The organism is Terrabacter sp. 2RAF25, assembly GCF_052115265.1.
In the GTDB taxonomy this organism is placed as follows: Bacteria; Actinomycetota; Actinomycetes; order Actinomycetales; family Dermatophilaceae; genus Terrabacter.
This window is the reverse complement of record NZ_JBFRGJ010000006.1, coordinates 212,021-235,541: the sequence shown is the minus strand read 5'-3', so window position 1 is coordinate 235,541 and position 23,521 is coordinate 212,021. Positions and strand designations below refer to the sequence as shown.

General features: G+C 71.2%; 20 protein-coding genes and 2 pseudogenes. 11 read left to right on the top strand and 11 right to left on the bottom strand.

All coding sequences use genetic code 11. The features are described 5' to 3' along the window. Positions 1-4 precede the first annotated feature (4 nt). On the top strand, positions 5-1,219 hold the full coding sequence (locus tag AB4091_RS16215; protein WP_442292813.1) for an AI-2E family transporter: 1,215 nt from the start codon (positions 5-7) through the stop codon (positions 1,217-1,219). Positions 1,220-1,492: 273 nt separating this feature from the next. Here AB4091_RS16215 and AB4091_RS16210 read toward each other — a convergent pair whose 3' ends face one another. From AB4091_RS16210 to glp, 5 genes are all read right to left on the bottom strand, one after another. Further along, complete coding sequence (locus AB4091_RS16210) at positions 1,493-2,629, bottom strand: hypothetical protein (protein WP_442292811.1); 1,137 nt, start codon at positions 2,627-2,629, stop codon at positions 1,493-1,495. Between the two features lie 70 nt (positions 2,630-2,699). After that, on the bottom strand, positions 2,700-3,332 hold the full coding sequence (locus tag AB4091_RS16205; RefSeq protein ID WP_442292809.1) for a GNAT family N-acetyltransferase: 633 nt from the start codon (positions 3,330-3,332) through the stop codon (positions 2,700-2,702). Positions 3,333-3,402: 70 nt separating this feature from the next. Continuing rightward, positions 3,403-3,897 carry a MogA/MoaB family molybdenum cofactor biosynthesis protein gene (locus AB4091_RS16200; protein ID WP_442292807.1) on the bottom strand — a complete coding sequence of 165 codons (495 nt, stop codon included), beginning with the start codon at positions 3,895-3,897 and terminating at the stop codon, positions 3,403-3,405. Continuing rightward, positions 3,890-4,315 (bottom strand): cyclic pyranopterin monophosphate synthase MoaC, encoded by a 426-nt coding sequence (moaC, locus tag AB4091_RS16195; RefSeq protein ID WP_442293122.1) that lies wholly within the window; start codon positions 4,313-4,315, stop codon positions 3,890-3,892. The genes AB4091_RS16200 and moaC overlap by 8 nt, the downstream gene beginning before the upstream one ends. A gap of 101 nt (positions 4,316-4,416) precedes the next feature. After that, entirely contained in the window at positions 4,417-7,059 is a 2,643-nt protein-coding gene (gene glp, locus AB4091_RS16190; protein ID WP_442292805.1) for a molybdotransferase-like divisome protein Glp, read from the bottom strand. Positions 7,060-7,118: 59 nt separating this feature from the next. On the opposite strand from glp, the gene AB4091_RS16185 reads away from it, so the two are divergent. Continuing rightward, the gene (locus AB4091_RS16185; RefSeq protein ID WP_442292803.1) at positions 7,119-7,739 is read left to right on the top strand and encodes a 5-formyltetrahydrofolate cyclo-ligase; all 621 of its coding nucleotides are present in this window, start codon (positions 7,119-7,121) and stop codon (positions 7,737-7,739) included. Positions 7,740-7,757: 18 nt separating this feature from the next. Here AB4091_RS16185 and AB4091_RS16180 read toward each other — a convergent pair whose 3' ends face one another. Continuing rightward, the gene (locus tag AB4091_RS16180; RefSeq protein WP_442292801.1) at positions 7,758-10,346 is read right to left on the bottom strand and encodes a penicillin acylase family protein; all 2,589 of its coding nucleotides are present in this window, start codon (positions 10,344-10,346) and stop codon (positions 7,758-7,760) included. Between the two features lie 161 nt (positions 10,347-10,507). Between AB4091_RS16180 and AB4091_RS16175 the strand changes: the two genes are divergently transcribed. Together AB4091_RS16175 and AB4091_RS16170 are read left to right on the top strand one after the other, a co-directional pair. After that, entirely contained in the window at positions 10,508-12,028 is a 1,521-nt protein-coding gene (locus tag AB4091_RS16175) for a potassium/proton antiporter (protein ID WP_442292799.1), read from the top strand. 43 nt (positions 12,029-12,071) lie between these two features. After that, positions 12,072-12,215, top strand: a pseudogene (locus AB4091_RS16170) (FmdB family zinc ribbon protein); the annotation flags it as partial. 14 nt (positions 12,216-12,229) lie between these two features. Here AB4091_RS16170 and AB4091_RS16165 read toward each other — a convergent pair. Then, positions 12,230-12,508 (bottom strand): hypothetical protein, encoded by a 279-nt coding sequence (locus AB4091_RS16165; protein ID WP_442293134.1) that lies wholly within the window; start codon positions 12,506-12,508, stop codon positions 12,230-12,232. An 83-nt stretch (positions 12,509-12,591) separates the two neighbouring features. On the opposite strand from AB4091_RS16165, the gene AB4091_RS16160 reads away from it, so the two are divergent. The 3 genes from AB4091_RS16160 to mscL all read left to right on the top strand — a co-directional run bounded on the left by AB4091_RS16160 (position 12,592) and on the right by mscL (position 14,701). Continuing rightward, positions 12,592-13,458: an S-methyl-5'-thioadenosine phosphorylase gene (locus tag AB4091_RS16160; protein ID WP_442292797.1), complete on the top strand. Its 867-nt coding sequence runs from the start codon at positions 12,592-12,594 to the stop codon at positions 13,456-13,458. Then, a complete protein-coding gene (locus AB4091_RS16155) occupies positions 13,458-14,144 on the top strand; it encodes an SAF domain-containing protein (RefSeq protein ID WP_442292795.1) in 687 nt (228 codons plus the stop codon). The genes AB4091_RS16160 and AB4091_RS16155 overlap by 1 nt, the downstream gene beginning before the upstream one ends. Positions 14,145-14,335: 191 nt before the next feature. Beyond that, positions 14,336-14,701 carry a large conductance mechanosensitive channel protein MscL gene (mscL, locus tag AB4091_RS16150; protein WP_442292793.1) on the top strand — a complete coding sequence of 122 codons (366 nt, stop codon included), beginning with the start codon at positions 14,336-14,338 and terminating at the stop codon, positions 14,699-14,701. 268 nt (positions 14,702-14,969) lie between these two features. Here the strand turns inward: mscL and AB4091_RS16145 are convergent, their stop codons facing one another. From AB4091_RS16145 to AB4091_RS16130, 4 genes are all read right to left on the bottom strand, one after another. Then, positions 14,970-15,395 (bottom strand): tetratricopeptide repeat protein, encoded by a 426-nt coding sequence (locus AB4091_RS16145; RefSeq protein WP_442292791.1) that lies wholly within the window; start codon positions 15,393-15,395, stop codon positions 14,970-14,972. A gap of 77 nt (positions 15,396-15,472) precedes the next feature. Then, positions 15,473-19,636, bottom strand: coding sequence for an AAA domain-containing protein (locus AB4091_RS16140; RefSeq protein WP_442292789.1), 4,164 nt, complete (start codon positions 19,634-19,636; stop codon positions 15,473-15,475). A gap of 142 nt (positions 19,637-19,778) precedes the next feature. Next, positions 19,779-20,228 carry a hypothetical protein gene (locus tag AB4091_RS16135; RefSeq protein WP_442292787.1) on the bottom strand — a complete coding sequence of 150 codons (450 nt, stop codon included), beginning with the start codon at positions 20,226-20,228 and terminating at the stop codon, positions 19,779-19,781. Positions 20,229-20,369: 141 nt separating this feature from the next. After that, entirely contained in the window at positions 20,370-21,092 is a 723-nt protein-coding gene (locus AB4091_RS16130) for a hypothetical protein (RefSeq protein ID WP_442292785.1), read from the bottom strand. Between the two features lie 99 nt (positions 21,093-21,191). On the opposite strand from AB4091_RS16130, the gene AB4091_RS16125 reads away from it, so the two are divergent. The 4 genes and pseudogenes from AB4091_RS16125 to AB4091_RS16110 all read left to right on the top strand — a co-directional run. Further along, complete coding sequence (locus AB4091_RS16125; RefSeq protein WP_442292783.1) at positions 21,192-21,773, top strand: DinB family protein; 582 nt, start codon at positions 21,192-21,194, stop codon at positions 21,771-21,773. After that, positions 21,770-22,294 (top strand): NUDIX domain-containing protein, encoded by a 525-nt coding sequence (locus AB4091_RS16120; RefSeq protein ID WP_442292781.1) that lies wholly within the window; start codon positions 21,770-21,772, stop codon positions 22,292-22,294. The genes AB4091_RS16125 and AB4091_RS16120 overlap by 4 nt, the downstream gene beginning before the upstream one ends. Before the next feature lie 209 nt (positions 22,295-22,503). Further along, positions 22,504-22,737: a helix-turn-helix domain-containing protein gene (locus tag AB4091_RS16115; protein ID WP_442292779.1), complete on the top strand. Its 234-nt coding sequence runs from the start codon at positions 22,504-22,506 to the stop codon at positions 22,735-22,737. A 159-nt stretch (positions 22,738-22,896) separates the two neighbouring features. After that, positions 22,897-23,391 (top strand): annotated as a pseudogene (locus tag AB4091_RS16110) (IS110 family transposase); the annotation flags it as partial. Positions 23,392-23,521: the final 130 nt, after the last annotated feature.

Sequence of the window (23,521 nt, the reverse complement as noted above, 5' to 3'; positions counted from 1 at the left end):
CACCGTGACCGACAAAGCGGCTGACGCCCCCTCCGTCCGGACGCCCGAGCCGGCGCCCCCCGCACCGACCGCGGCCAACGACGTGACCCCTCCCCTCGCGCCCGAGCTGCCCGGCATCGAGGCGGCGGAGGTGCCGCCCGGCATGCGCGTGGCGGCCGACTGGGCGTGGCGCATCCTGCTCATCGGGGCGGCCCTCTACGTGCTGTCGCAGGCGGTGCGCGCCGTCTCCGAGATCATCGTGCCGGTGGCCATCGCGATCCTGGTCACCGCCCTGCTGCGGCCGGTCGCGCTGTGGCTGCAGGCACGCCGGCTCAAGCCTGGCGGCGCCGCGGGCCTCACCGTCCTGGGCGTGCTGATCCTCGTCAGCGCCCTGTTCACGCTCGTCGGGTCGCAGTTCAGCAGCGGCTTCTCCGACCTCACCTCCCAGGTCGCGACCGGCCTCGAACGCATCCGTGACTGGGTGCGCACGAGCTTCAAGATCACCGACGCGCAGTTCGACCAGTACTTCAACACGATCCGCGACAAGGTCAGCGAGTCGGGCAACCTCGGCGACACCGCCACGTCGGTCGGCCTCACGGCGACGCACTTCATCGCCGGCCTCTTCATCGCGCTCTTCTCCCTCTTCTTCTTCCTCTACGAGGGGCCGCGCATCTGGGGCTGGGTCGTGCGGCTCTTCCCGCGCGCGACCCGCCCGCGCGTCGACTCGTCCGGCATCATCGCCTGGCACCAGCTGTCGGCGTTCGTGCGTGCGACGATGATCGTGGCCCTGGTCGACGCGATCGGCATCTCGGTCGGTGCCGCGATCCTCAAGGTGCCGTTCGCCTTCGCGATCGGCATCCTGGTGTTCTTGCTGGCCTTCATCCCCATCGTCGGCGCGCTGCTGTCGGGTGCGGTGGCGGTTCTGCTGGCACTGGTCGCCCACGGTCCGGGCGTCGCGCTGATCATGCTGGCCGTCGTCATCGGCGTCCAGCAGCTCGAGTCGCACGTGCTCCAGCCGTTCCTGCTGGGCAAGGCCGTCAGCGTGCACCCGCTGGCCGTCATCCTCGCCATCGCCACCGGGTCGATCATCGCCGGCATCGTCGGCGCGCTCGTCGCGGTGCCCTTCGCGGCCGTGCTGAATGCGGTCGGCAAGCATCTGTTCAGCGACGAGAGCGGCCAGCAGCTCGACCGCGAGCTGGCTGAGTCGGCAGACGACGGCAGTTCGCCCGCCAACGCCTGACCGTCCCGCGGGTCCGTGCCTTCCGGGGCCCGTATGCCGGCAGGCTTGGGCCGGCGCCCAGCCGTCGGATCCGGCGCCGCGGCCCCCAAACCGCCACCCAGGCAGGCGCCCACCCGCCGGATCCGGCGCCACGGCCCCCAAACCGCCACTCAGGCAGTCGCCCACCCGCCGGATCCGGCGCCACGGCCCCCAAACCGCCACCCAGGCAGGCGCTAAGGCCCGTCCGCCTCGGCGGCCCCGCCAACCCGGTCGCGGCTGAGCTGGCGCGCGGGCTTACTGCGAGACGGCGCGGCGGGCGAAGAGGGCTCGGTCGTCGAGCTCCTCGGCCTCGTCGGCGAACTCAGGCGTGTCGAAGACATCGGCTGGGATGCCGCCCTCGGTGAAGCGCGGCTCGGCCTTCGCCTTGAGCGCGTAGGTCGGCTTCGGCACGGGCACCGGGCTCCAGCTGCCCTCGGGTGCCACCTCCGGCTCGGGCTGCGCCACGGGGGCCTCGCCCGCGACCGGCGCCTGCACGTCGAAGACGCCGGGCTCGACGTGGGCCTGGGCCTGCACGGCGTGCGCTGCGCCCGCCGCCCCGACGGTGACCATCTGCTCGACACCCACGGCCACAGCCGAGGCCGAGCTGCGGATGACCTGCGTGTCGTCACTCGACAGCGCGGGCACGTGTGTTGCCGTCCAGTTGTACTCGTCGTCGCGACGATCTCGGCGACGACGGCGCTGCGACCGACCTTGACCGCGCGCCTCGTCAGCCGACGTGCGCAGCTTGTCGGCCTGGGCCTCGGCCCGCAGCCACACGAGCACGGCGCCGACCGTGAGGACGGCGAACGGGATGGAGACCCACATCAGCAGGCCGGTCACGGTCAGCACGACCGAGACCGGAAGCCACACGACGGCCGCGAGGAGCAGGACAGCACGAATACGCCTCTGCGAGAGTGGGACCCGAGCAGGGGCCGGAACGCTACTGGGCCGGCGGTGGGACCCGGTAGTGCTCGACTGGCGCGCTGACTCGTGCATTCGGTCCACCTCGGTGGCGTAGGGGGCGATGTCGTTGTCGTCGCTGCCGGAGAGCGTGAAGACCGCCTCGGCGTGGTCCGTGGCGACGAGCTGCTCGTCGGAGCGACGGGCCACGAGCGGCGAGTGGCGGCGCGAGGTCCCGGCCGGAACGGCTCGCTTCACGTCGACCGTCGGGCCGCCGACGCGGGCCGGCTTGACGGCATACGAACGTGGTCGCGGGGTGCTCAGCTCGGTGGTCGGCAGCGAGGGTCGCTTCTCGAGGACGCGCATGGCCTCGGAGAAGCCGTCGACGGACCTGGTCGCCGCGGCATCCTCCCGGCGACGGGCCCAGTGCTGCACGAGGTAGGCAGCCCAGATCGCCACGATGACGACGAAGATGAGGCTGCTGACGGGCACGTGACCCACGGTAGGACGCGGTTCGGTAACGACCCCGCACATTCGAGGCGTGTCGCGCAAGAGGCTGGTGTTACACCTGTGACAGACGGGTCATGAGGGTCGAGCCGGCGAGGTCTTCGGTCGTCACGGCGAACGACCGGTGGTCGCGCCACGCGCCGTCGATGTGGAGGAAGCGACGGCGTACGCCCTCGTCACGCAGCCCCAAGCGCTCGGCCACCCGCAGCGACTTCTCGTTGTCGAGCCGGATGTTCACCTCGACGCGGTGCAGCCCGCCCTCACCCAGGGCGTGGTCGACGGCCAGCGCCAGAGCTCGCGTGGCGATCCCTCGCCCGGTCACCGACTCGTCGAGCCAGTAGCCGGCGGCCCCGGACTGCTGTGCTGCGCGGACGATTCCGAAGAGATGCACCTGCCCGACGATGCGGCCACCGACCTCGATGCACCACGGCAGCGCCCGGTCGGCGCGCGCTTCGGCGTCGAGGTCGCGCACGAACTGCCGGAACGACACCGGCGTGCGCGGCGGCGCTCCTGGCGGCAGCGTCGGTTCCCACGGTTGGACGTGGGCAGCGTTGTCGCGGCGCACCCGCTGCCAGTCGCGTTCGTCGTCGATGCGCAAGGGCCGCAGCACCACGACGGGATCGACCGAGGCGTCGCGCAGGACGACGGGCCAGCGAGCCTGACCGTCGCGGTGGGGACGCCACGGCATCCTCATCGCGTCACGCCCGACGTCGCGCAGCGGTGAATCGTTTTGTCCTGCAGGCCTACCCATCGGGTCATCAGTGGTCGCTGCCCGGGACCTGGTCGAGCGCGTGCCCCAGCACAGGCCCGAGAACGTCGAGCGCGTCGACCACGCCCCCTCGAGACCCGGGCAAGTTCGCCACGAACGTGCGCCCGGCGACACCGACCAGGCCCCGCGACAGCATCGCGGTGGGAACTCCCTTGGCGACGCCTGCCGCGCGGATCGCCTCCGCCACCCCGGGCACCAGTCGGTCGAGCAACGGCGCGGTCTGCTCGGGCGTCACGTCGGTGGGCGTGAGGCCGGTGCCGCCGCTGGTGAGAACGAGCTCCGGCTCGGCGGCCAGCGCCTCTCGAAGCGCACGGCCGAGCTCGTCGCCGTCGGGCACCACGACCGGGCCGGCGACCACGAAGCCCCACGCGCGCAACCGTTCGGCGATGACCGGCCCGGTCTTGTCCTCATAGACACCGGCCGCCGCGCGGGTCGACGCGATGACGACGACGGCCCGCCGCCCCGAGCCGAACCCGTCACTCACGCCAGTCCCCCGAGCGGCCGCCGGACTTCGCCGTGACGCGCACGTCGGTGATGCGGGCGTGCTTGTCGACCGCCTTGACCATGTCGATGAGCGCGAGGGCAGCGACGGACACGGCAGTGAGCGCCTCCATCTCGATGCCGGTGCGGTCGGCGGTGCGCACCGTCGCCGAGATGTCGGCGCCGTCGTCGGCCACCGTGACGTCGACCTCGACGCCGTGGACGGCGATGGGGTGGGCCAATGGGATGAGCTCCGGGGTGCGTTTCACCGCCTGTATGCCGGCGATGCGGGCCACCGCGAGAGCGTCACCCTTGGGCACGGCACCCGATCGCAGGGCAGCCACGGCGTCGGCGGACAGGAGGACCCGTCCGGCCGCACTCGCCTCGCGGGCCGTGACCGCCTTCGCCGAGACGTCGACCATGTGGGCGCTCCCGTCGGCACGCACGTGGGTCAGCCAGGGGTCGGTGGGATCTGGCGGGTCGCTCGGGTCTGCCGGACCGGGGACCTGCGGCTGCTCCCCCATCACGCCTCCCGGTCGAGCACGAGCACGTCGACGACCTCGCCGGCGACGAGCTCGGTGACGTCCTCGGGCACGACGAAGAGCGCGTTGGCCTTCGCGAGGTCGGCCACGAAGTGCGAGCCCTGCCCAGCGACCGGCACGGCGACGAGCGTCCCCTCGGCCGAGCGAGAGACGACGGCGCGACCGAACTGACGTCGACCGCCGAACGACTCGACACCGGAGATCAGGGTCGCAGGCCGGAGCCGGCGCTTCTCCGGGCTCAGGCGCATCAGCCGCCGCAGGGCCGGTCGGACGAAGACCTCGAACGACACGAACGACGAGACGGGGTTGCCTGGCAGCGCGAACAGCGGCACACGCCGTCCGCCGGGACCCGTGAGCAGCCCGAAGCCCTGCGGCTTGCCCGGCTGCATGGCCACCTTGACGAAGTCGACGCCCTCGCCCTGCAGTGCGCTCTTGACGACGTCGTAGGCCCCCATCGACACCCCACCGCTCGTGATGACGACATCGGCCTGGCCGACCACCTCGTCGAGTGCCTTGACCAGCTCGTCGTCGGAGTCACCCACCGCCGCGCGGATCTCGGCCGACGCCCCCGCCCCAACCGCGGCGGCCCAGAGCATGGACGAGTTGGAGTCGTGGATCTGTCCGGGCTGCAAGGGTTTTCCGGGCTCGACGAGCTCGGACCCGGTCGAGAGGACGACGACGTGCGGACGACGGTGCACCTCGACCTCGGCGTAGCCGCACGCCGCCAGCAGCGCGATGGTGCGCGCGCCCACGACCTCTCCCGCGGAGACGACCACGGACCCGGAGGTGACGTCCTCACCACGTGGACGCACGTAGCGCCCGGGGTCGACGGCGACACGGCACTCGACCTCACCGGTGGCGGCCCCGTCGGTGTCCTCGACGGCGATGACGGCGTCGGCGCCTTCGGGCATGGGCGCCCCGGTCATGATGCGTGCAGCCTCGCCGGGTCCGACGGAGAAGGTCGGGTTGTCGCCAGCCGCGACCTCCCCGACGATGCGCAGCCTGACCGGGTTGTCCTCCGCCTCGGCGAGCGAGTCGGCGCGGACGGCATACCCGTCCATCGACGAGTTGTCGAAATGTGGGAGGTCCACCTTGGCGCGCACGTCGCGGGCCACCACGAGGCCCAGGGCGTCCGTGAGGGCAGTCCACTCGGTCGGCGACGGTTGGAGCGTGGACAGGATCGACTTGAGGTGCTCGTCGACCGTGCGGACGTGACCCGGCGTCTCAACGGGAACCGTTGCAGGAGTGGGCAGCTCACCGAGCACGGCGTCGTCGAGGACACGTCGGTAGCCGTCGATGAGGACCTCGCCGACACACCTGACGTTGCGCCCGAAGACAGGGTCGCCGATGACGCGCAGGCTGGTGCAGTCGCGCATCGAGGGCACCCCCTTGGGGAACCGCTTCTCGAAGCCGGGGACGAACCGGTAGGCGGAGTCGAGGTCGACGAACGGCTCTGGACCGTCGACGGCCGCGACGACGTGGTAGTCGTCGTCGAGCGAGAAGAAGTCGGATCGGATGACAAGCAGGTCGTTGGTCGTCTTCACCGGACGAAACCGCGTGCGCGGCACGAGGATCGCCTCGGAGCCCTCGAAGACCTCGATGGCCGTGCCCATCGCCGACTCCATCTGGATGACCTCGGGTGAGGTCGGGTCGGCCGGGTCGACGGTCTTGTGGTTCACGATGATCGGCAGGCCGAGGACCCCCTGCTTGGCGGTCATCCGTTCGCGTAGCACCTGCAGGTCGATCCAGACGTTGTTGGCGTTGAAGGTGCTGTGCCGCTTGATGTCGCGGAAGTGCCGCTCGTCGCCCTCGGCCACCTGGGCCGTGTCGCGCAGCACGATGCGCCCGTCGGACTTGCGGACGGCCAGGTGACCACCCTTGCGGTCGCTCTTGGTGCGCTTGCAGACCTCGGCGACGTAGGGCAGGCCGTGCTCGACCATCCACGCGGCGACGTCGGGGTCGCAGGTCGCGCCGAGGTTGTCGGAGTTCGAGAGGAACGCGTAGCGGATCCCCTTCTCCAGCAACGCGTCGAGCACGCCTGACGTCACGAGCGAGACGTAGACGTCTCCGTGACCCGGCGGGCACCACTCGAGCTCGGGATCGGCCGGCCACTGGACCGGTGTGAGGTCGTCGGGGGTCAGCTTCGGCTCGGCGTTCTGGATGAAGTCCAGGGGCAGCCCCTCGACGGGCAGGTCGGCGTACTTCGAGAGGATCTTCAGCGACTCCTCCGAGGTGCGGAACGAGTTCATCAGCACGAGGGGAAGCTCGACACCCCACCGCTGCCGGAGGGCGAGCACCTGCTGGGCGATGATGTCGAGGAAGGTCAGACCGTCCTTGACCTCGAGGGCCGACTTCGCGCCCGACATCCCCATGCCGGTGCCGAGGCCTCCGTTGAGCTTGATCACGGCCGTGCGCGACAGGGCCTCGCGGGCCTCCTCGTCGGAGACCCTGACCTCGCGCAGCGTCTGCACCTCTCCGAGAGGCTCGATGGAGTCCTCGGGGATGGTGCCGAGCGCACCGTCCTGCAGCTGGGCGTAGTAGTGCTCGAACACCGTGATCGCCTCGGGACCTAGGCCCCGTTCGCGCATCAGTGCGACGGACGCCTGGAGCCCCTGGTCACTCATGGCCATCACCTTACGATGGGCCGTATGTGCGGCACCCCAGTGCGCGGAATGTGGGCCCCGTGAGCGCCCCCGGCAAGCGTGACCTCCGTCACGCCGCACGCGACCGGCGGCGCGAGCTCGCCGCCGGGATGGACCTGGAGGCGGCGTCGAGGGCGCTGGCCGAGGCGGTGCTGCGCTTCGTTCCCGAGCCGGCGCGCGTCGCCGTCTACGAGTCGCTGCCCGACGAGCCGCCGACCGGGCGTCTCGTCGAGGCGCTCCTCGACGCCGGGCACGAGGTCATCGTGCCAGTGGTCCTCGACGACTACTCCCTCCAGTGGAGGTATGCCGTCCGGGGCGCCACGGGCGACCGCGCGACGGTGAGCCGCCCCAGCCACCCGCAGCACTCCCGCGACCCAGACGCCGACTCCGCCGAAGAGATTGACGGCCTGCTCGGCACGGATGCGCTCGCGACGTGCGACCTCGTCGTCACGCCGGGTCTGTCTGTCGACGCCCACGGCGCACGCCTCGGGCAGGGCGGCGGCTGCTACGACCGGGCCCTGTTGCACCGCGACGCCGCCACCCCCGTCATCACGCTGCTCCACGAGGGCGAGCAGAGCGAGGCCGACCTGCCCACCGACGACCACGACGTGCCGGTCGACGGCTACGTGACGACGACCGGCCGCGTGGTGCGGCTGCGCTAGGTCGCCCGGTCAGTGCAGCTAGGGCGTCGTCGCCGGCCGCGGCGGGACGAGGGTCAGCTCGTCGGCGGACGCGTCGCGTACGGCGGTCTGGCTGAACGGCCACGGGAACGTCTCGTTCGCCGCCCACGCATCGACTTGGTCGGAGTAGTGGTCGTCGTAGGTGTGCCCGGACTGGCCGGTCGAGTTGACCCAGCGCGACGCGTCGAGGTTGCCGAGGTCGACGACCATGCGCATGGACGGGCCGCTGGTGACGTCGTAGCCGGGCTTCGAGGCGTTCCACGAGTTGGCGTTGACGATGGAGTTGCCTCCCCCGAGCTCGATGTCCACGCGGTTGAAGAGGCTCTGGACGAGCGACGGCACGCCGTCGGCACCCATCACCTGGTGCTTCAGGTCGAGCTGGTGCAGCCGACCCCAGCGCCAGGTCGCGGGCACCTTGCCGAGCTCGCGGGCCAGGTCGAGACGAGCCTCGACGAGCGCACGCTTGAGGATCTCGCCCGACCCCTCGGTCACGCCGGGCGTCGTCTTGTCGTCCCACCAGTCGTTCTTGGGGTCCTTGAGCAGCTGCTCCATGACGACCATCCACCGGCTTCCGCCGTCGGGGGCGATGTCGGGCGGGAGCTCGTCGAAGGTGAACTCGAGCAGGTACTTCCACACGGCGTTGTAGTACGCGGCCGACGCGGAGTCGCGGGACTTGTCGTTCGGCTGGCTGCCGTCCCAGTCACGCAGCAGCCGCTGGGCCTGGGCCGTGAAGTCGTCGACCTGGACGGACAGCAGCCGCTCGACCAGGCCCGGCGCGTACGTGTTGCGGCTGTCGCCCTGGATCTGCGTCATCGTCTCGGGCGAGACCTTCGGCGTCGCAGCGAGCAGCGTGCGGATGCGCTGGGCCCGGAAGCCGTAGTCCCACTCCGAGGTGAGGAACGGGGTCTGGCTGGCGGTGACGGCCTGGTTGGCGGTGACGATGAAGCCCTCAGCCGGGTCGAACGTCTGGGGCAGGTCGTCGAACGGCACGTACCCCTTCCAGTCCCACTGCGAGTCCCAGCCCGGCGCCGGCCAGAAGCCGGGGGGCGCCCCCGGGGTCGACGAACGGCGCACCGGGATCTTGCCCGGCGCCTGGTAGCCGATGTGACCTGCGGTGTCGGCGTAGACGAGGTTCTGCGACGGCACCGAGAAGAGGGCGGCCGCCTTGCGGAAGTCGGACCAGTTGCCGGCCTTGTTCAGCGCGAAGATCGCGTCGGCCGTGGTGCCCGGCGTCAGCGCCGTCCAGGCCAGCGAGACGGCATACCGGTTGGACTGGGCGGCACCGCGCACGACGCTGCGGTCACCGGCGGTGTCGATGTCGGGCACGACGTCGGACAGGATCGGCCCGTGCACGGTCGAGCGCACGGTGATCGGCACGTCGGCACCGCCGGCGACCTTGATGACCTCCTTGCGCTGGACGAGCGGCGTGTTCGCGCCGTCGCGAAGGTACGCGTCGCCGGTGACCTGCTCGAGGAAGAAGTCGGTGACGTCGGGCCCGAGGTTCGTCATGCCCCAGGCGACCTTGTCGTTGTGGCCGATCACGACGCCGGGCAGTCCCGAGAAGGTGAACCCCGACACGCGGAACGGGCATGCAGGGCTGACGGTGCGGCACTGGAGGTTCACCTGGCCCCAGATGCCGGGGATGGAGAGGGCCAGGTGCGGGTCGTTGGCGAGCAGGGGCTTCCCGGTGGTCGTGCGGCTGCCCGACACGACCCACGAGTTCGAGCCGATGCCGTCGCCGCGACCGAGCAGGGCCGGCACGGCCTCGACCGACGCGAGCGCCGAGGTGACTGCGGTGTTGCCGTCGGCAGACCGCAGCTGCTCGAGGGCGGCCGGCTCGGCGCTGGCGGCCTGGTCGGCCTCGGCTGCCGGCTGCCAATCCTGCGCGGAGAGGATCGGCAGGTTGCGGTCGACCGGGTAGGGCGGGTAGAGCAGGTTGATCTGCTTGAGCGAGCGGGTGGTCCGTGACAGCTGCGCGCGGGCCAGCTCGTCCTTGTAGTCGCCGCGCAGGTCCCACGCCATCGCCTTGAGCCAGGCGAGCGAGTCGACGGGCGTCCACGGCTCGACGCGGTAGTTCGGGTTGCGTCGGGCGAGAACCGTGTACTCGAGCGACATCTTCTCGGGCGAGCCCGCCTGCTTGATGTACGCGTTGACACCGTCGGCGTACGCCTGGAGGTACTGCCGGGTCTCGGGGGCGAGCTTGGGCAGCTCCTGCTCGGCGACGCGGCGCCACCCCATGGTGCGGATCACCTTGTCGGTGTCGACGCTCGAGCTGCCGACCATCTCGGAGAGGCGTCCGGCGGTCACGTGCCGGCGCAGGTCCATCTCGAAGAAGCGGTCCTGGGCGCTGACGAAGCCCTGCGCCCGGAAGAGGTCGTTGGCGTTGTCGGCGTAGATGGACGGGATGCCGCGGTCGTCCCGGTTGACGGTGACCGAGCTGGTGAGGCCCTCGATCTGGAGCTCGCCGCCGGTCTCGGGGAACGACTGCCGCACGACCGAGATCGCCACGATGCTCGTCCCGACCACCGCCATGACGAGCAGGACGGCGATGAGCAGGACGATCTGACGGGCGCGCTTCAACCGTGACACGCGAACGAGCCTAGGCCACGGTCCGGTGCCCGAGCCGCCGCCCGCGGAGTGCCGCTCCGCATCGTTGCCGAACCGTCTCGTGGGGTTGTGACGGGCGCGGACACCCTGCCCGGAGCAGTCCACCGGGATGGTTGGATTGGCCCACACCTGAGGAGTCGCCTTTGCCCGCACTCTCGTCCATCACGTCGTCGAGCATGAGCCTCGACGACCTGACACGTGTGCTCCTCGTCGGCTCGCTGGTCCTGCTCGTGGCGGTCGCGGCCGTCCGTCTCTCGGTGCGTTCGGGCCTTCCGTCACTGCTCATCTACCTCGGCATCGGACTGGCCCTCGGCAACGCCGGCGCCGGCATCCAGTTCGACGACGCGTCGACGACCCGGGTGCTCGGGTACGCGGCGCTCGTGCTCATCCTCGCCGAGGGTGGCCTCACGACGTCCTGGAGCAACATCAGGCGCTCGGTGGCGCCGGCCGCGGTGCTCTCGACCGTGGGCGTCGTCGTGTCGGTGCTCGTCGTCGCGGTTGCCGCCCACGCCTTCCTCCCCCTGTCGTGGACGATCTCGCTGCTCATCGGTGCGGTCGTCAGCTCGACCGATGCAGCCGCCGTCTTCGCCGTGCTGCGCAACGTCGCACTCCCCCGCCGCATCTCGGGCATGCTCGAGGCCGAGTCGGGCTTCAACGACGCCCCCGTCGTCATCCTCGTCGTCGCGTTCGCCGCGCAGGGCATGCCCGGAGGCACGGCCGACCCGTGGTGGGTCCTGCTCTTCCACACCGCGGTCGAGCTCGCCGGCGGCGCCCTCGTGGGTGGGGTCGTCGGCTGGGTCGGCGGCCAGCTGCTCCGTCGCGTGGCCGGCGCGTCCTCCGCCCTCTTCTCGATCGGCGTCGTGTCGCTGACGGTGCTCGCGTATGCCGTGGGCGCTGCCGTCCACGTGTCCGGCTTCCTCGCGACGTACATCGCCGCGCTCGTGCTCGGCAACATGGGCCTGCCCAACCGAGTGGCCTTCCAGAGCTTCGGCAACGCGATGGGCTGGATCGCGCAGATCGGCCTCTTCGTGCTGCTCGGCCTGCTCGCCGACCCCACGCGGCTCGACGAGATGTTCGTCAAGGCGCTGGTGATCGGGCTCGTGCTCCTCCTCGTGGCTCGGCCGCTCTCGGTCATCGTGTCCGTGTCGTGGTTCCGCGTGCCCTGGCGTGAGCAGGCGTTCCTGTCGTGGGCCGGGCTCAGGGGCGCCGTGCCCGTCGTGCTCGCGACCGTTCCCGGCGTGACGGGGACACCCGACACAGAATGGATCTTCGACCTCGTCTTCATGCTCGTCGTGGTCTTCACGGTGGTGCAGGGACCCACCCTGCCGTGGGTCGCCAAACGGCTCGGTCTCACCGAGCAGGTGCACTCGGTCGACGTCGACCTCGAGTCGACCTCGCTCATGGAGATCAGCGCCGACGTCATCCAGGTGACGGTCGGTGCCGAGTCGCGGCTGCACGGGGTCGCCGTCTTCGAGCTGCGCCTGCCCAAGGGGGCCAACGTCACCCTCGTCGTGCGGGGCGGCGAGGGATTCGTGCCCGAGCCGCACACGACGATCCGGCACGGCGACCGCCTGCTCGTCGTGACCACCTCCAAGGTCAAGCAGCGCACCGAGCGCCGCATCCGCGAGATCAGCCGCGGCGGACGCCTCGCCGGCTGGCCGTAGACTGGCCTGCGGCTCATCCCCCTTCGACGTCCGAGGTTCACCTGTGCCCACCTACTCCTACGCCTGCCAAGAGTGCGGCCACGCCTTCGACATCCGCCAGTCGTTCACCGACGACTCGCTGACGGTGTGCCCCAACTGCGGCGAGCCCCGGCTGCGCAAGGTGATCCACCCGGTCGGCATCGCGTTCAAGGGGTCCGGCTTCTACAAGACCGACTCGCGGGCCTCGACCAAGGGCAAGGGCGTCTCGACCCCCGCCGACGGCGCCGGCTCGGACAAGAAGGACTCCGCCGGCTCGAACTCCTCGGGCTCGACGTCTTCCGGTTCCTCGGAGTCGTCCGGTGGCGCGTCGACCTCCTCCCCCGGCTCGTCCCGCTCCTCCAGCTCGTCCGGTTCCTCCAGCTCGTCCGGTTCCTCCAGCTCCTCGAGCTCCTCGAGCTCCTCGGCGGGGTCCGGCTCGGGCGCGTCGTCCTCGTCGTCCACAGCCTCCTGACGCACAGGGGCGTTGTCCCCACCCGTGGCGTGGGGTCGCGCCCACCGCTCGGTGGCCGTCCTAGGCTCGCCGCATGATGACTGACCAGGTGCCCCTCCCGACGATGCCCGACCCCGCCGGCCAGCGCGCCGAGATCGGTGTCATCGGCGGCTCAGGTCTCTACGAGTTCCTCGACGACTACGACACCGTCGACGTCGACACCCCGTTCGGGCGCCCGAGCGACCCTCTCGTCGTCGGCGAGGTCGAGGGTCGCACCGTTGCCTTCGTGGCCCGACACGGCAAGGGCCACCGGTTCGCACCCCACAAGGTGAACTACCGCGCCAACCTCTGGGCCCTCCGGGCGGTCGGCGTGCGCCAGATCCTCTCCCCGTGCGCGGTCGGTTCGCTTCGCCCCGAGCACGGCCCGGGCACCATCGTCGTGCCCGACCAGGTCGTCGACCGCACGTGGGGGCGGGCGCACACGATCTACGAGCAGGAGGGCCCGGTCGTCCACGTCGGGTTCGCCGACCCGTACTGCCCCAACGGGCGCCAGGTCGCGATCGACGCCTCGAGGCTCTCCGACCTCGAGGTCGTGCCTGAAGGCACCCTGGTGGTCGTCAACGGTCCCCGCTTCTCCTCGCGCGCCGAGTCGGTCATGCACCAGCAGGCCGGCTTCGGCATCGTCGGCATGACGGCGATGCCCGAGGCGGCCCTGGCCCGCGAGCTCGCGATGTGCTTCACCACCATCGCGATGGTCACCGACCACGACGCCGGCGTCGAGGGTGGCGACGCCGTCACCCACGAGGAGGTGCTGCGCGTGTTCGCCACCAACGTCGAGCGGCTCAGCGCGATCCTGCGCGACGCCATCGGGCAGATGCCCGCCTACGAGCCCGACGATTCAGCCACGTGTCCGTGCCGCCGCAGCCTCGACGGGCTGGAGCTGCCGCTCACGCTGCCCTGATGTTCGGGCTGCACCGACCTCGCACGAGGTCACGCTCGCAGTGGCCCGACGGCCCGCGTCGCCGCAGCGCCCGACGGTCGCGGTGGCGGCGCTGGGCGGCGGCCGTCCTGGCCGCGGCCGCGGTGCTCGTCACGGTCGGTGCCCTGCGCCCCGTGCCTGCGGGCGGGGTCGGGGTTCCGACGCTCGTGATGGTGCGTGACGTGGCGGCCGGTCAGGTGGTCTCGGCCGACGACGTCGAGCTCGTCGCGCGAGCGCGTGGTCAACGGCCGGCGACGGCGTTGACGACGGCCGCGGAGGTCGTGGGGCGCACGGCCTCCGGCCCGCTCGCCGCGCAGGAGGCGCTCACCCCCGGGCGGCTCGTCGGAGGCGATCTGCTCGCGGGCCAGCCGTCCGACCACGTGGCGCTGAGCGTCCCCGTCGTCGACGCCGGCTCGGTCGGCGTCCGGCCCGGCAACCACGTCGACCTGTATGCCACCGGCAGCGGCGCGCAGGTGGCGTCCGATGTCGTCGTCCTGGCCGTCCATGACTCCGGGCAGACGACGGGACTCGGGGTCGCAGCGCCGCCCCGGCTCACTCTGGCGCTCGGCCCGCGGCAGGCTTCCGACGTCGCCAGAGGGCTCGGCACCCTCGAGGTCGGCCAGAGTCTCGTGCTCGCCGTCCGCCACTCCAGCCCCACTGCCCAGTAGGGTCGAGGCGTCAGGCACGACCACGTGAGTCACATGCGACTCACGTGCATCCTCCACCGACCAGACCGGAACGCTGGCACCGCCACACAATTCGGTGAGGGCGCAGGTGACGGCCCCGCGACGGCCGGGCACTCGCCTCCTTCATGGGCGACCTGCTTGTTCTTCGGGGTCATGACAGACAGGACAAACGAATGATCAAGGGTTTCAAGGACTTCCTCATGCGAGGCAACGTCGTCGACCTCGCGGTCGCCGTCATCATCGCGGGGGCTTTCGGCAAGGTCATCGAGGCGTTTGTCACGGTGATCATGGATCTCATCGGCAAGATCTTCACGACTCCGAACTTCTCCTCCTATGCCCCGGGAGGCGTCCACATCGGCACCTTCATCACGGTCCTCATCAGCTTCATCATCGTTGCCGCGGCCGTGTACTTCATGGTCGTCGTGCCGATGAACAAGCTCGCGGAGCGTCGCAAGGCCGGCGTCGAGCCGGAGCCCGAGGCTCCCTCGGAGGAGGTCATCCTGCTCCAGGAGATCCGCGACGCCCTCCGCGTGCGCTGACCTGCTCAAGCGGACCCCAGGGCCTCAGCCAAAATCAGCGGACCCCAGGGCCTCAGCCAAACTCAGCCGACTCAGCCGGCTCCCCTGCCAGGACAGACCTGCCAGCAAACATCGAGTGCCCACTTCCCGACACGTCGGGAAGTGGGCACTCGATATTGAGGTGGGGTGTGCCGCGATCTCTGGTTGTGTGCGGTCAACTCGTGGGGCCGGTCCGGCCGTGGTGTTGGGTGCGGGCTCAGCTCGTGCTGGCGGTCAGGCCTGGGGGCGGTCAGGTCGTCGTGGGGCTCGCGGCCTCGGCAGCGGCCAGGTCGTTCGCACCGTAGGCCTGGGGCCGTTCGTAGCCGCCGAAGATCTCGGCCAGGGCCAGCGGACGCGCTGCGTCGGCGTGGCGGCCGGCCCGCTGGAGGGTGCGGCCCAGGAGCAAATGGGCGTACGCGTCCGTCGGGGCGTCCTCGATGACGCGGACCAACGTCGCCTCCGCGCGCCCGAGCTGCGCCGACCCGAAGTAGGCCCGCGCGAGCAGCAGCCGCAGCTCGGTCACCGAGTGCAGGAAGCCGTCGGAGGAGGCCTGCTCGGCGGAGTCGACCTCGTCGACGAGCGCGGCGAGCGCCGTGGCGGCGGCGAGGAAGTCACCGCGTTCGAACAGACCCTCGGCCCACGAGAGTCGCAGCGTGAAAGGAGTCGTCGTGTTCATGCGACCCACAACGCCACCGTCCCATTGAACATTCCACTACCTTGTCGAGCCGCGCGGTCGGCCCTCAGGGCGGAGGTTCACTCGTAGTGCGGCGGACGCTGCTCCTCGAGCCATCGGTCGCCGACGCCTGAGCCAGCGGGGCGCTCGCCCCAACCGAGGTCCAGCTCGTCGCTGCTGGCACGGAGCGCTGCCCCCGGCTCGCTGCCGTCACCCTGGGCGTTCGCAGCCGTGCCGTCGGCGCCCTCTGCCGTGCCCTTGCGGAAGACCCGGCGGCGCTTGCGCTTCGCGGAACGTCCGGGGGCCGTGGTGTCATCGGGCTTGCCGTCATCGGCTGGGGCCACGCCGCGCGACCCGTCGGCATCCGCGGCGACACTCGGCCTCGCCCCGGCTGCTTCCGCGCCCGACGCGCTCCCGTCGCCGGATCCGGCGACCTCGGCGACCTCGGCGTCGTAGGCCCGCGGTCCACGGGCGGCCGGCGCCTCCGGCGGCGGCGGCGGGGATGCCGTACGGGCGACGTTGAGCAGTCGTGCGATCTCACGAGCCGGGTCGCGGAAGATGTCGGTGCTCCAGACCTGCTCGTGCACCCAGCCCAGACGGGCCAGCTGCTCGGGCCGCAGGCGGTCACGGTCGCGCGTGCTGCGCAGGGCGGCATACCGGTCGCCGTCGGTCTCGACGGCGACGAGTGCCCGACCTCGGTGGTAGGGGTCCTCGATCGCGATGTCGATGCGGTGGCTCGCCGTGCCGAAGTCCTCGTGCACGGTGAGCCCCTCGCGCCGCAGGCGGTTGGCCAGGTCGGTGCGCAGCGGGTCGCTCGTCGCGGTGGCTGCCGAGAAGAGCGTGCCCTCCTCGGCAGCGACGCCGCGACTCTCGGCGTAGGCCAGGAAGTCTCGCAGCATCGTCGCCCCGCGGGCCTTGAGCCGGCTCGGGTCGAGGTCGCCCGCGCGCAGGGCCGAGACGACGGTCATGCGTGCACGGGCCCGGGTGATCGCGACGTTGAGGCGTCTCTCGCCGCCCTCGTTGTTGAGCGGCCCGAAACGGTGCAGCACCCGGCCGTGCGGTGTCTTGCCGTAGCCGATCGACAGGATGATGGCATCGCGCTCGTCGCCCTGGACCCGCTCGAGGTTCTTGACGAAGAACCGCTCTTCGCGCGCCTCGTCGAAGAACGGCGCGACGTCGGGCGCGCCGCGCAGGGCTGCGGTGATGGCGTCCTCGAGCCGGTCGGCGTGCTTGATGCCGAGGGCGATGACACCGAGGGACTCGGCGGGCCGGCGGCGGGCGTGCTCGAGCACGAGCTCGACGACGCGCGCGACCTCGCTGTCGGTGGTCTCGATGGCATCGACACCCGGCTGGACCTCGGCCTGGCCGTCGACCGGCTCGAAGGTGACCGCCGAGTCGATGGACGTGCCCGGGAACGTCGTGAGCCGGCCGTCGTACATCGTCTGGTTGGCGAAGGCGATGAGGCGCTCGTCGCGGCTGCGGTAGTGCCAGGTGAGGTTGCGCGTCGGGAGCGCCGCGGCGAGCACGTCGAGCACCGACTCGAAGCCCTCGGTCAGGGCGTCGTCTCCCGCCGCGCCGGCGTCGGACTCGTCGTCGGAGACCACCGTGAAGAAGTTCGTCGGGGGCAGCTGGCGCTCGTCGCCCGCGACGACGACCTGACGCGCCCGCGAGATCGCCGAGATCGCCTGGGCCGGCTGCACCTGCGAGGCCTCGTCGAAGATGACGACGTCGAACCAGCGGCCCGGCGGCAGGGTCGAGGCCACGACGAGCGGGCTCATGGCCCAGCAGGGCTTGATCGCCGTGAGGGTGGTGGCGGCCTGCGGCATGAGGTCGCGCAACGGCTTGTGGCGGCGGGCCTTGCCGGCCTCGGCCCGCACGAGAGCCTCGTGCGACGGGTTGTCGGCGAGCACCTCGCGCACGTTGCGGGCCACGGCGGAGCGCACCCGGGCGACGGTCGCTGCCTGGTGGTCACGGTCGGCCTCGCCGAACTCCGCCACGTCGCGGCGCAGTCCCGCGCCGTCGTGGGCGCCGTATGCCGGGTCGCGCACCGTGATCTCCTGCGCCAGCGACGCCCACCAGACGTGCTCGACCTCGGCGGTGACCTGGTCGGTCGCCATGCCACGGCGCGCGAGGTCGTCGACCAGCGGACCCAGACCGCTGGCGCGCATCTCGTCGAGGACGGTGGTCACCTGCGGCAGCACGGCGATGCGGTCGGGGCGCGCTGCGAGCGCCGCCAGCCGCTCGCGGAGCCGGGCCAACGGCAGCGCCGTCAGGGTCTGCCCGTCGGGCCCGGGCCGCAACCTGTCGTCGAGCCATTCGAGGTCTGCAGTGAGGTCGCCGAGGAGCGCCAGCCCCTCGTCGAGCCGCGGTGAGATCTCGGGCCGGCCGCCACCGCCGACGAGCTCGAACCAGTGCTCCCGCTGCTCGCTCGCCGACACGAGCTCCTCATGGAGGTTGGCCGGCGGACGCCCGGGTCTCAGCAGCCGCTTGGTCTGCTGGCGGATGCGCCACCGCTCGATCCAGCCCATCTCGATCTCGCGGTTGTCGCGCCAGTCGCGGGTCGCCGTTGCGGCGATGTGCTCCTTGAGCGGGATGTCGAAGACCTCCGGACGGAACACCTCGAGCGTCTCGCGGACGTTGGCCATGGTCGCGAACGCGGCCTTCCAGTCCTCGAGCGAGTTCGCCTCTGGCACATGAGATTCCGAAAGGATCGCGTTGAGCTGCCGGGCAGCGTCGTCGAGCCCGCTCGTGCTGTGTCGGCTCGTGATGTCGAGGGCGCGCGAGGCGTCGTCGGCGGTGAGGATGCGAGCGGCATACCAGGGGTCGTCGCCGTCACGGGTCCATGCGCCGAGGCCCGCGACGTCGCGCAGGCGACGACCGAGCTCGACGGCGCGGTTGCGGCTCAGGCCGGCGAGCTCACGGCCACCCAGGCGTACGTGGCTCGTCGGCGCCGGGGTGCGCGTGCCCAGCTCGACGAGGGCCTCCTGGGCCTCGTGCGCGGAGACGCCCCACGGGTCGCGGACCGCGTGCAGGGCCTGCACGTGCGCCTGCAGACGACCGCGACGTTCGCGCAGTGTCGCGGTGGTGCGGTCGTTCACGGGAGAGTCGTTCTCGACCGCGGCATCGAGGCTCTTCGCGAACTGCTGCGCCGTGGCGCGCTTGTTCGTGGGGCCGTCGTACGCGTCGAGGACGAGGTCCCCGAGGCCGAGCCGGTCGAGCCTGCTGAGGACGGCGTCGATGGCGGCGCGTTTCTCGGCGACGAAGAGCGTCGACTTGCCCTCGGCCGCCAGGGAGGCGATCAGGTTGACGATGGTCTGGGACTTGCCGGTGCCGGGCGGCCCCTTGATGACGAGGTGGGCTCCGGCGCGGACGGCGTCGATGGCCGCGTGCTGTGAGGAGTCGGCGTCGAGGACGAGGTGCTCGTGCTCGGGGTCCGGGTCAGGCTCGCTCTCGGGCACGCGCAGCCGCACGGCGCCGAGTGCCGACTCGTCGCCGGCGAGGGCGGCCACGACGTCGTGGTTCGCGAGGGTGTCGCCCTGCAGACCGAGGTCGGCCACCATGGGCAGCTTGGCGTAGGAGAAGGTGCCGAGCACGAGCCGCGGCGCGATCGAGAAGTCGGGCACGGCGGCGCACTCATGGCCCAGAGCGGCATACACGGGGTAGGGGTCGAAGCCGTTGCCGGCCGTGGCGAGGTCGGCCAGCGAGTCGCCGTCGATCTCGATCCCCTGCTCGGAACGGAGGTACTCCCGCAGCACCGGGTTGAGCTCGGCCTCCGGGCCGAGGTCGATCTCGAAGTCCTCCTGTGCCGCGCCCGTCGGGCGCAGCACGCACGAGCGCAGGAGCACGGGCGCGGCCGGTGGGCGAGCCGCGCGCGGCACAGACCACGTCGCCATCCCGATGGCGACGAAGCCCGCCGCGATGCCGCGCTCCTCGCGCAGCTCGAGGGCCTTGGACCGGATCGCACGGACCCGACGCCGTGCCTCGTCGAAGGCGACCGGCTCGCGCACGAGGTCGGACAGTCGGGTGCGCCGCCCGGCGAGCAGCATCGAGACGCCGCCCGGGTGGGCAGTCGTGAGGTCGAGCGTGCCGGAGGGCAGGTCGCGATACCAGAGCAGGGTGTTGCGCCCGCCGAGGTCGACGAGCGTCCGCTGCCACGTGCGCACCGCCGCCGTGACGCGGTCGGCGCGGGGATCGCCCGACGACTCGGCCTGGAGGGCAGGGTCGGTCCTGGGGGCGTCCGTCATTCCAGCAGGCTAACCAACGAAGCCGTGCGGGCCCGCCATCGACAGACCCGCACGGCGGAATCGCCCGCCCACAAGGCGGCATACGCCCCCGGCACCGGGCACTCGGGCTCCGCCGAGCGCGCGTTCCGAGGCGAGGGAGCGGTCAGGCCTCGATGGGGTGACCGCTGAAGGACCCGGTGCCGCTGTCGACGACGGCCCCGGACGCGTCGAAGACCGAGAAGCGGTAGGTCCCGGAGATCGAGTACCTGCGAGCCCTCCCCCGAGCGCGTACGCGGACGCTGACGCCAGGACTCCCGGGCCCGCCCGGCCCGGGTTGGCCGAACCAGAACGTCGCCTTGAAGGCGCCGCCCTCCAGTGACGCCCACGTCCCCGTGCCGGGTGGGCCGGCCGGTGCGATGTCATGGGAGAGGAAGACACGGCCACCCGCGAAGCTGATCACCGTCGTCACCTTGGTCGGGTCGCCCGGCGGGTCGTCCTTGCGGGTGATCACCCAGCTGCCGCTCAGGGCGGACCCGTTGCCTTCACTCGCCGACGCCGACGACGCGCCCGCCACGCTGCCGACCGCCACGGCGCCCGCTGCACCAGCTCCCACCAGAACTCGCCGACGGTTCACTACCTGTTCGTCCATTGCGACCTCCTCGTCGCGGCCCGGTCGGGCCGCGTGGAACATCCAGAGTCGAGGCCCGTCGGAGCACGCGTCAAGAGCCGAACTTGCTTTTGCGCAGCATGCGTGCTATGTCGTCGCTGCGCCGCGGGATCGGAACGGGGCCGAGCACCACGGCTCCATCGCCATCAGCCTGCCGGCCGCTGAGCTCTCGTAGCGGTAGCGCACGAGGCTGGCCGAGTCCAGACGGACTTCCTCGGCGTCGACCTGACGGCGGGCGCCGACCCAGGCCACCAGGCCCTCCGGGTCGGCGATCGGTGCGGCGAAGTGCAGGATGTTGACGTACCAGATGTCGCGACCGTCCCACTGGTCCTCGAACCAGGCGTGCTCGCCGAGCGCCTCACGCAGTCGCTCCATGAAGACCCACGGAGCGTCGCCCACGGGTTCCAGCTGCGCCATCACCGAGCCCGACGTGAGCGTGACGCCCGTCAGCCGCACCAGCAGAGGTGCCGTGCCGTCGGCTGCGGTCCGCATCGCTGACGCCCAGGCGCGAGATGCCGCCTGCTCGGGGTGCGCTGCGTCGCGGTAGGTCTCGAGGGCCCGGATGGTGACGTGGCTCGCGTCGCTCCGCCCCGTGAGGAAGTGCCCCGGGCCGGCGAGCTCGCAGACCTCTTCCATCCACCGCTCCAGGGTCGTACGCGTCGACGGATGCGGGATGCAGACGACAGTCACCGGCCAGCGACCGCCGTCCTCGGGCGGCACGTCCTGCCCGTGGCGACGGGCCAGCACTGCCGCCCGCCCCTCGGCGTAGAGCCGGTCGAAGACCTCGTTGCGCGTCACGACCTCTCGCACGTCGCTTCTCCCTTCTCTGGCGGGCGTCATGTGGTCCGCGGGATCTTGCCAGAACCGCTCGCCGGGAGGTTGTGGGTGGGCGGTGACAGAGTGGCGCGCATGGTGGACGACTCCGCAGGTGCGCAGGTCCGGTCGGAGTCCGGTCTGACCGATGACGACTTCGCGCCGGTCTGGTCCGAGGACGACCGCCCGCGCATCCCCCGTGTCGCCGGCGAACGCGAGGCCCTGACGGCATACCTCGACTACTACCGCGCCACGGTGGACATGAAGTGTCGAGGTCTCACCGCGCAGCAGGCGCGGTCCCGCTCCATGCCGCCGTCGACGATGTCGGTGCACGGCCTGGTCCGGCACCTCGCCGGCGTCGAACGGTGGTGGTTCCAGCAGAACTTCGAACGCCGCGACGTGCCGTTCCTGTTCTTCACCGAGGACCAGCCCGACCTCGATTTCAACCCGCCCGCCGACGCCGACTTCACCGAGGACCTGGCGACGTGGCGCGCGGAGTGTGCGGTGTCCCGCGACATCGTCGCCGCCCACGGCCTCGACGACACGGCGCGGCCGCTCGACTGGCACGAGGACGTCGACCTGCGTTGGCTGGTGCTGCGGATGGTGACGGAGTATGCGCAGCACTGCGGGCACCTCGACCTGCTCCGCGAGGGCGTCGACGGCAGGACCGGCGCGTGAACCCGTCGCCGCCACCCGCCGTGGCCCGCGTGAGACGTGCCGTCCGGGCGGTCATCCTGACCGATGATAACCGAATCCTGTTGTGCCGCTTCAGCTTTCCGCATCCAGCGGTGCCATTGGGCGCAACGGTCGTGTGGGCGGCCCCCGGTGGAGGCGTCGAGCCCGGTGAGCTGCCGCTGGCGGCACTGCGTCGTGAGCTGCACGAGGAAACAGGCCTGGTCCTTGATGCCGACCCGCCTCACGTCTGGCATCAGGAGGTCGCGACTCCCGGGCGCCCGGACGGCTTCGACGGGCTGGTCAATGACTACTTCCTCGTCCGCACCGCGCCCTTCGACCCTCGCGGCGCGTTCTCCGACGACGAGCTGGCCGCCGAGCACATCAGCGCGATGCGATGGTGGCCTCACGCCGACATCACCGCGTACGCCGGCACCGACCTGTTCTCGCCGCGCGACATCGCCACACCGCTCGCGGCGCTGATCGTCGGCGACATCCCGGACACTCCCCTTCTGCTGGGCCTGTAGTCCCAGCACTGGGGCTGACGCGGCAGGGCAGCTCTCTGGGACGTTGGACGACGAAGGCAATCCTCCGTCCGGCTGGCCAATCCGACTCAGCCCGGACGGGTGCCCTGGGGCGCGGCGAGACCCACCTCGCCGCGCAGGTCCAGCAGCGTCTCGCGAACGCCACCCTGGACTCGAACCGAACTGCCCGAGCGAAGGCCCCATCCGCGGGTTTGCCCGACGGCCTGTCTCCGCGCGAGGCCGAAGTGCTTGCCCTCATCGCCGCCGGTCGGTCCAACACCGACATCGCCACACGGCTCGTCCTGAGCAACGCTCACTGCGCAGACTCTTCCTGCCGGCGTCGTTCCTGCGGCAGCGTGATCACGGTCCAGCGGGAGCGCCCGCTGGTGCACCTGGTCCCACCGGATCACAGCCCAACGTCCGCTGACTGCTGCCCTTCGGGGTAGAAGGTCCAGCAAAAGATTCGCTGGGTCCGGTGGTCCCAGGACGCGAGTGACTGGCGACAGGGCTGCGCGCCGATTGAGCGCCGATCAGTGAGCGACCGGCTTCGCGTCCCGAGACCACTGGGTGCCTACCTGCTGCAGCATCAGCATGGAAGGAACACCATGAGTGTCAGCACAATCAGCTCCACACGTCCAGAGGGCTCATCAACGGCCGGCATCGACTGGGCCAGCAGCGAGCACGCTGTCGCGGTCGTCGACGAACACGGCGTCCAACTACAGCGCGCGGTGGTCCCCCACACCACGGTCGGCCTGCGGCAGCTCGTCACGTTGTTGCGCCGCGCCGGCGTCCGAGAGATTGGGATCGAGCGCGGCGACGGGCCGATGGTCGACGCGGTCCTAGCCGCCGACTTCGTCGTGTTCGTCATCCCGCCGAACCAAGTGCGCAACCTGCGCCGCCGCTACGGCTCAGCCGGGAACAAGGACGACCACTTCGATGCATACGTGCTGGCCGACACCGTCCGAACCGACCGACACCGGCTGGCCCCGCTGGTACCGGACACGCCCGCGACCGTCACGATGCGGATGAGTGTCCGTGCCCGCCGAGACCTCGTAGCAGCACGGGTCGCGATGGCCAACCAGCTCCGGGCACACCTCGCGACCGTCCTCCCCGGCGCCATCGGACTGTTCCGCGACATCGACTCGCCGATCGCGCTGGCGTTCCTCAAGCGCTTCCCGACCCAAGCCAAGGTCGACTGGCTCAGTCCTGCACGCCTGCAGTCCTGGCTGC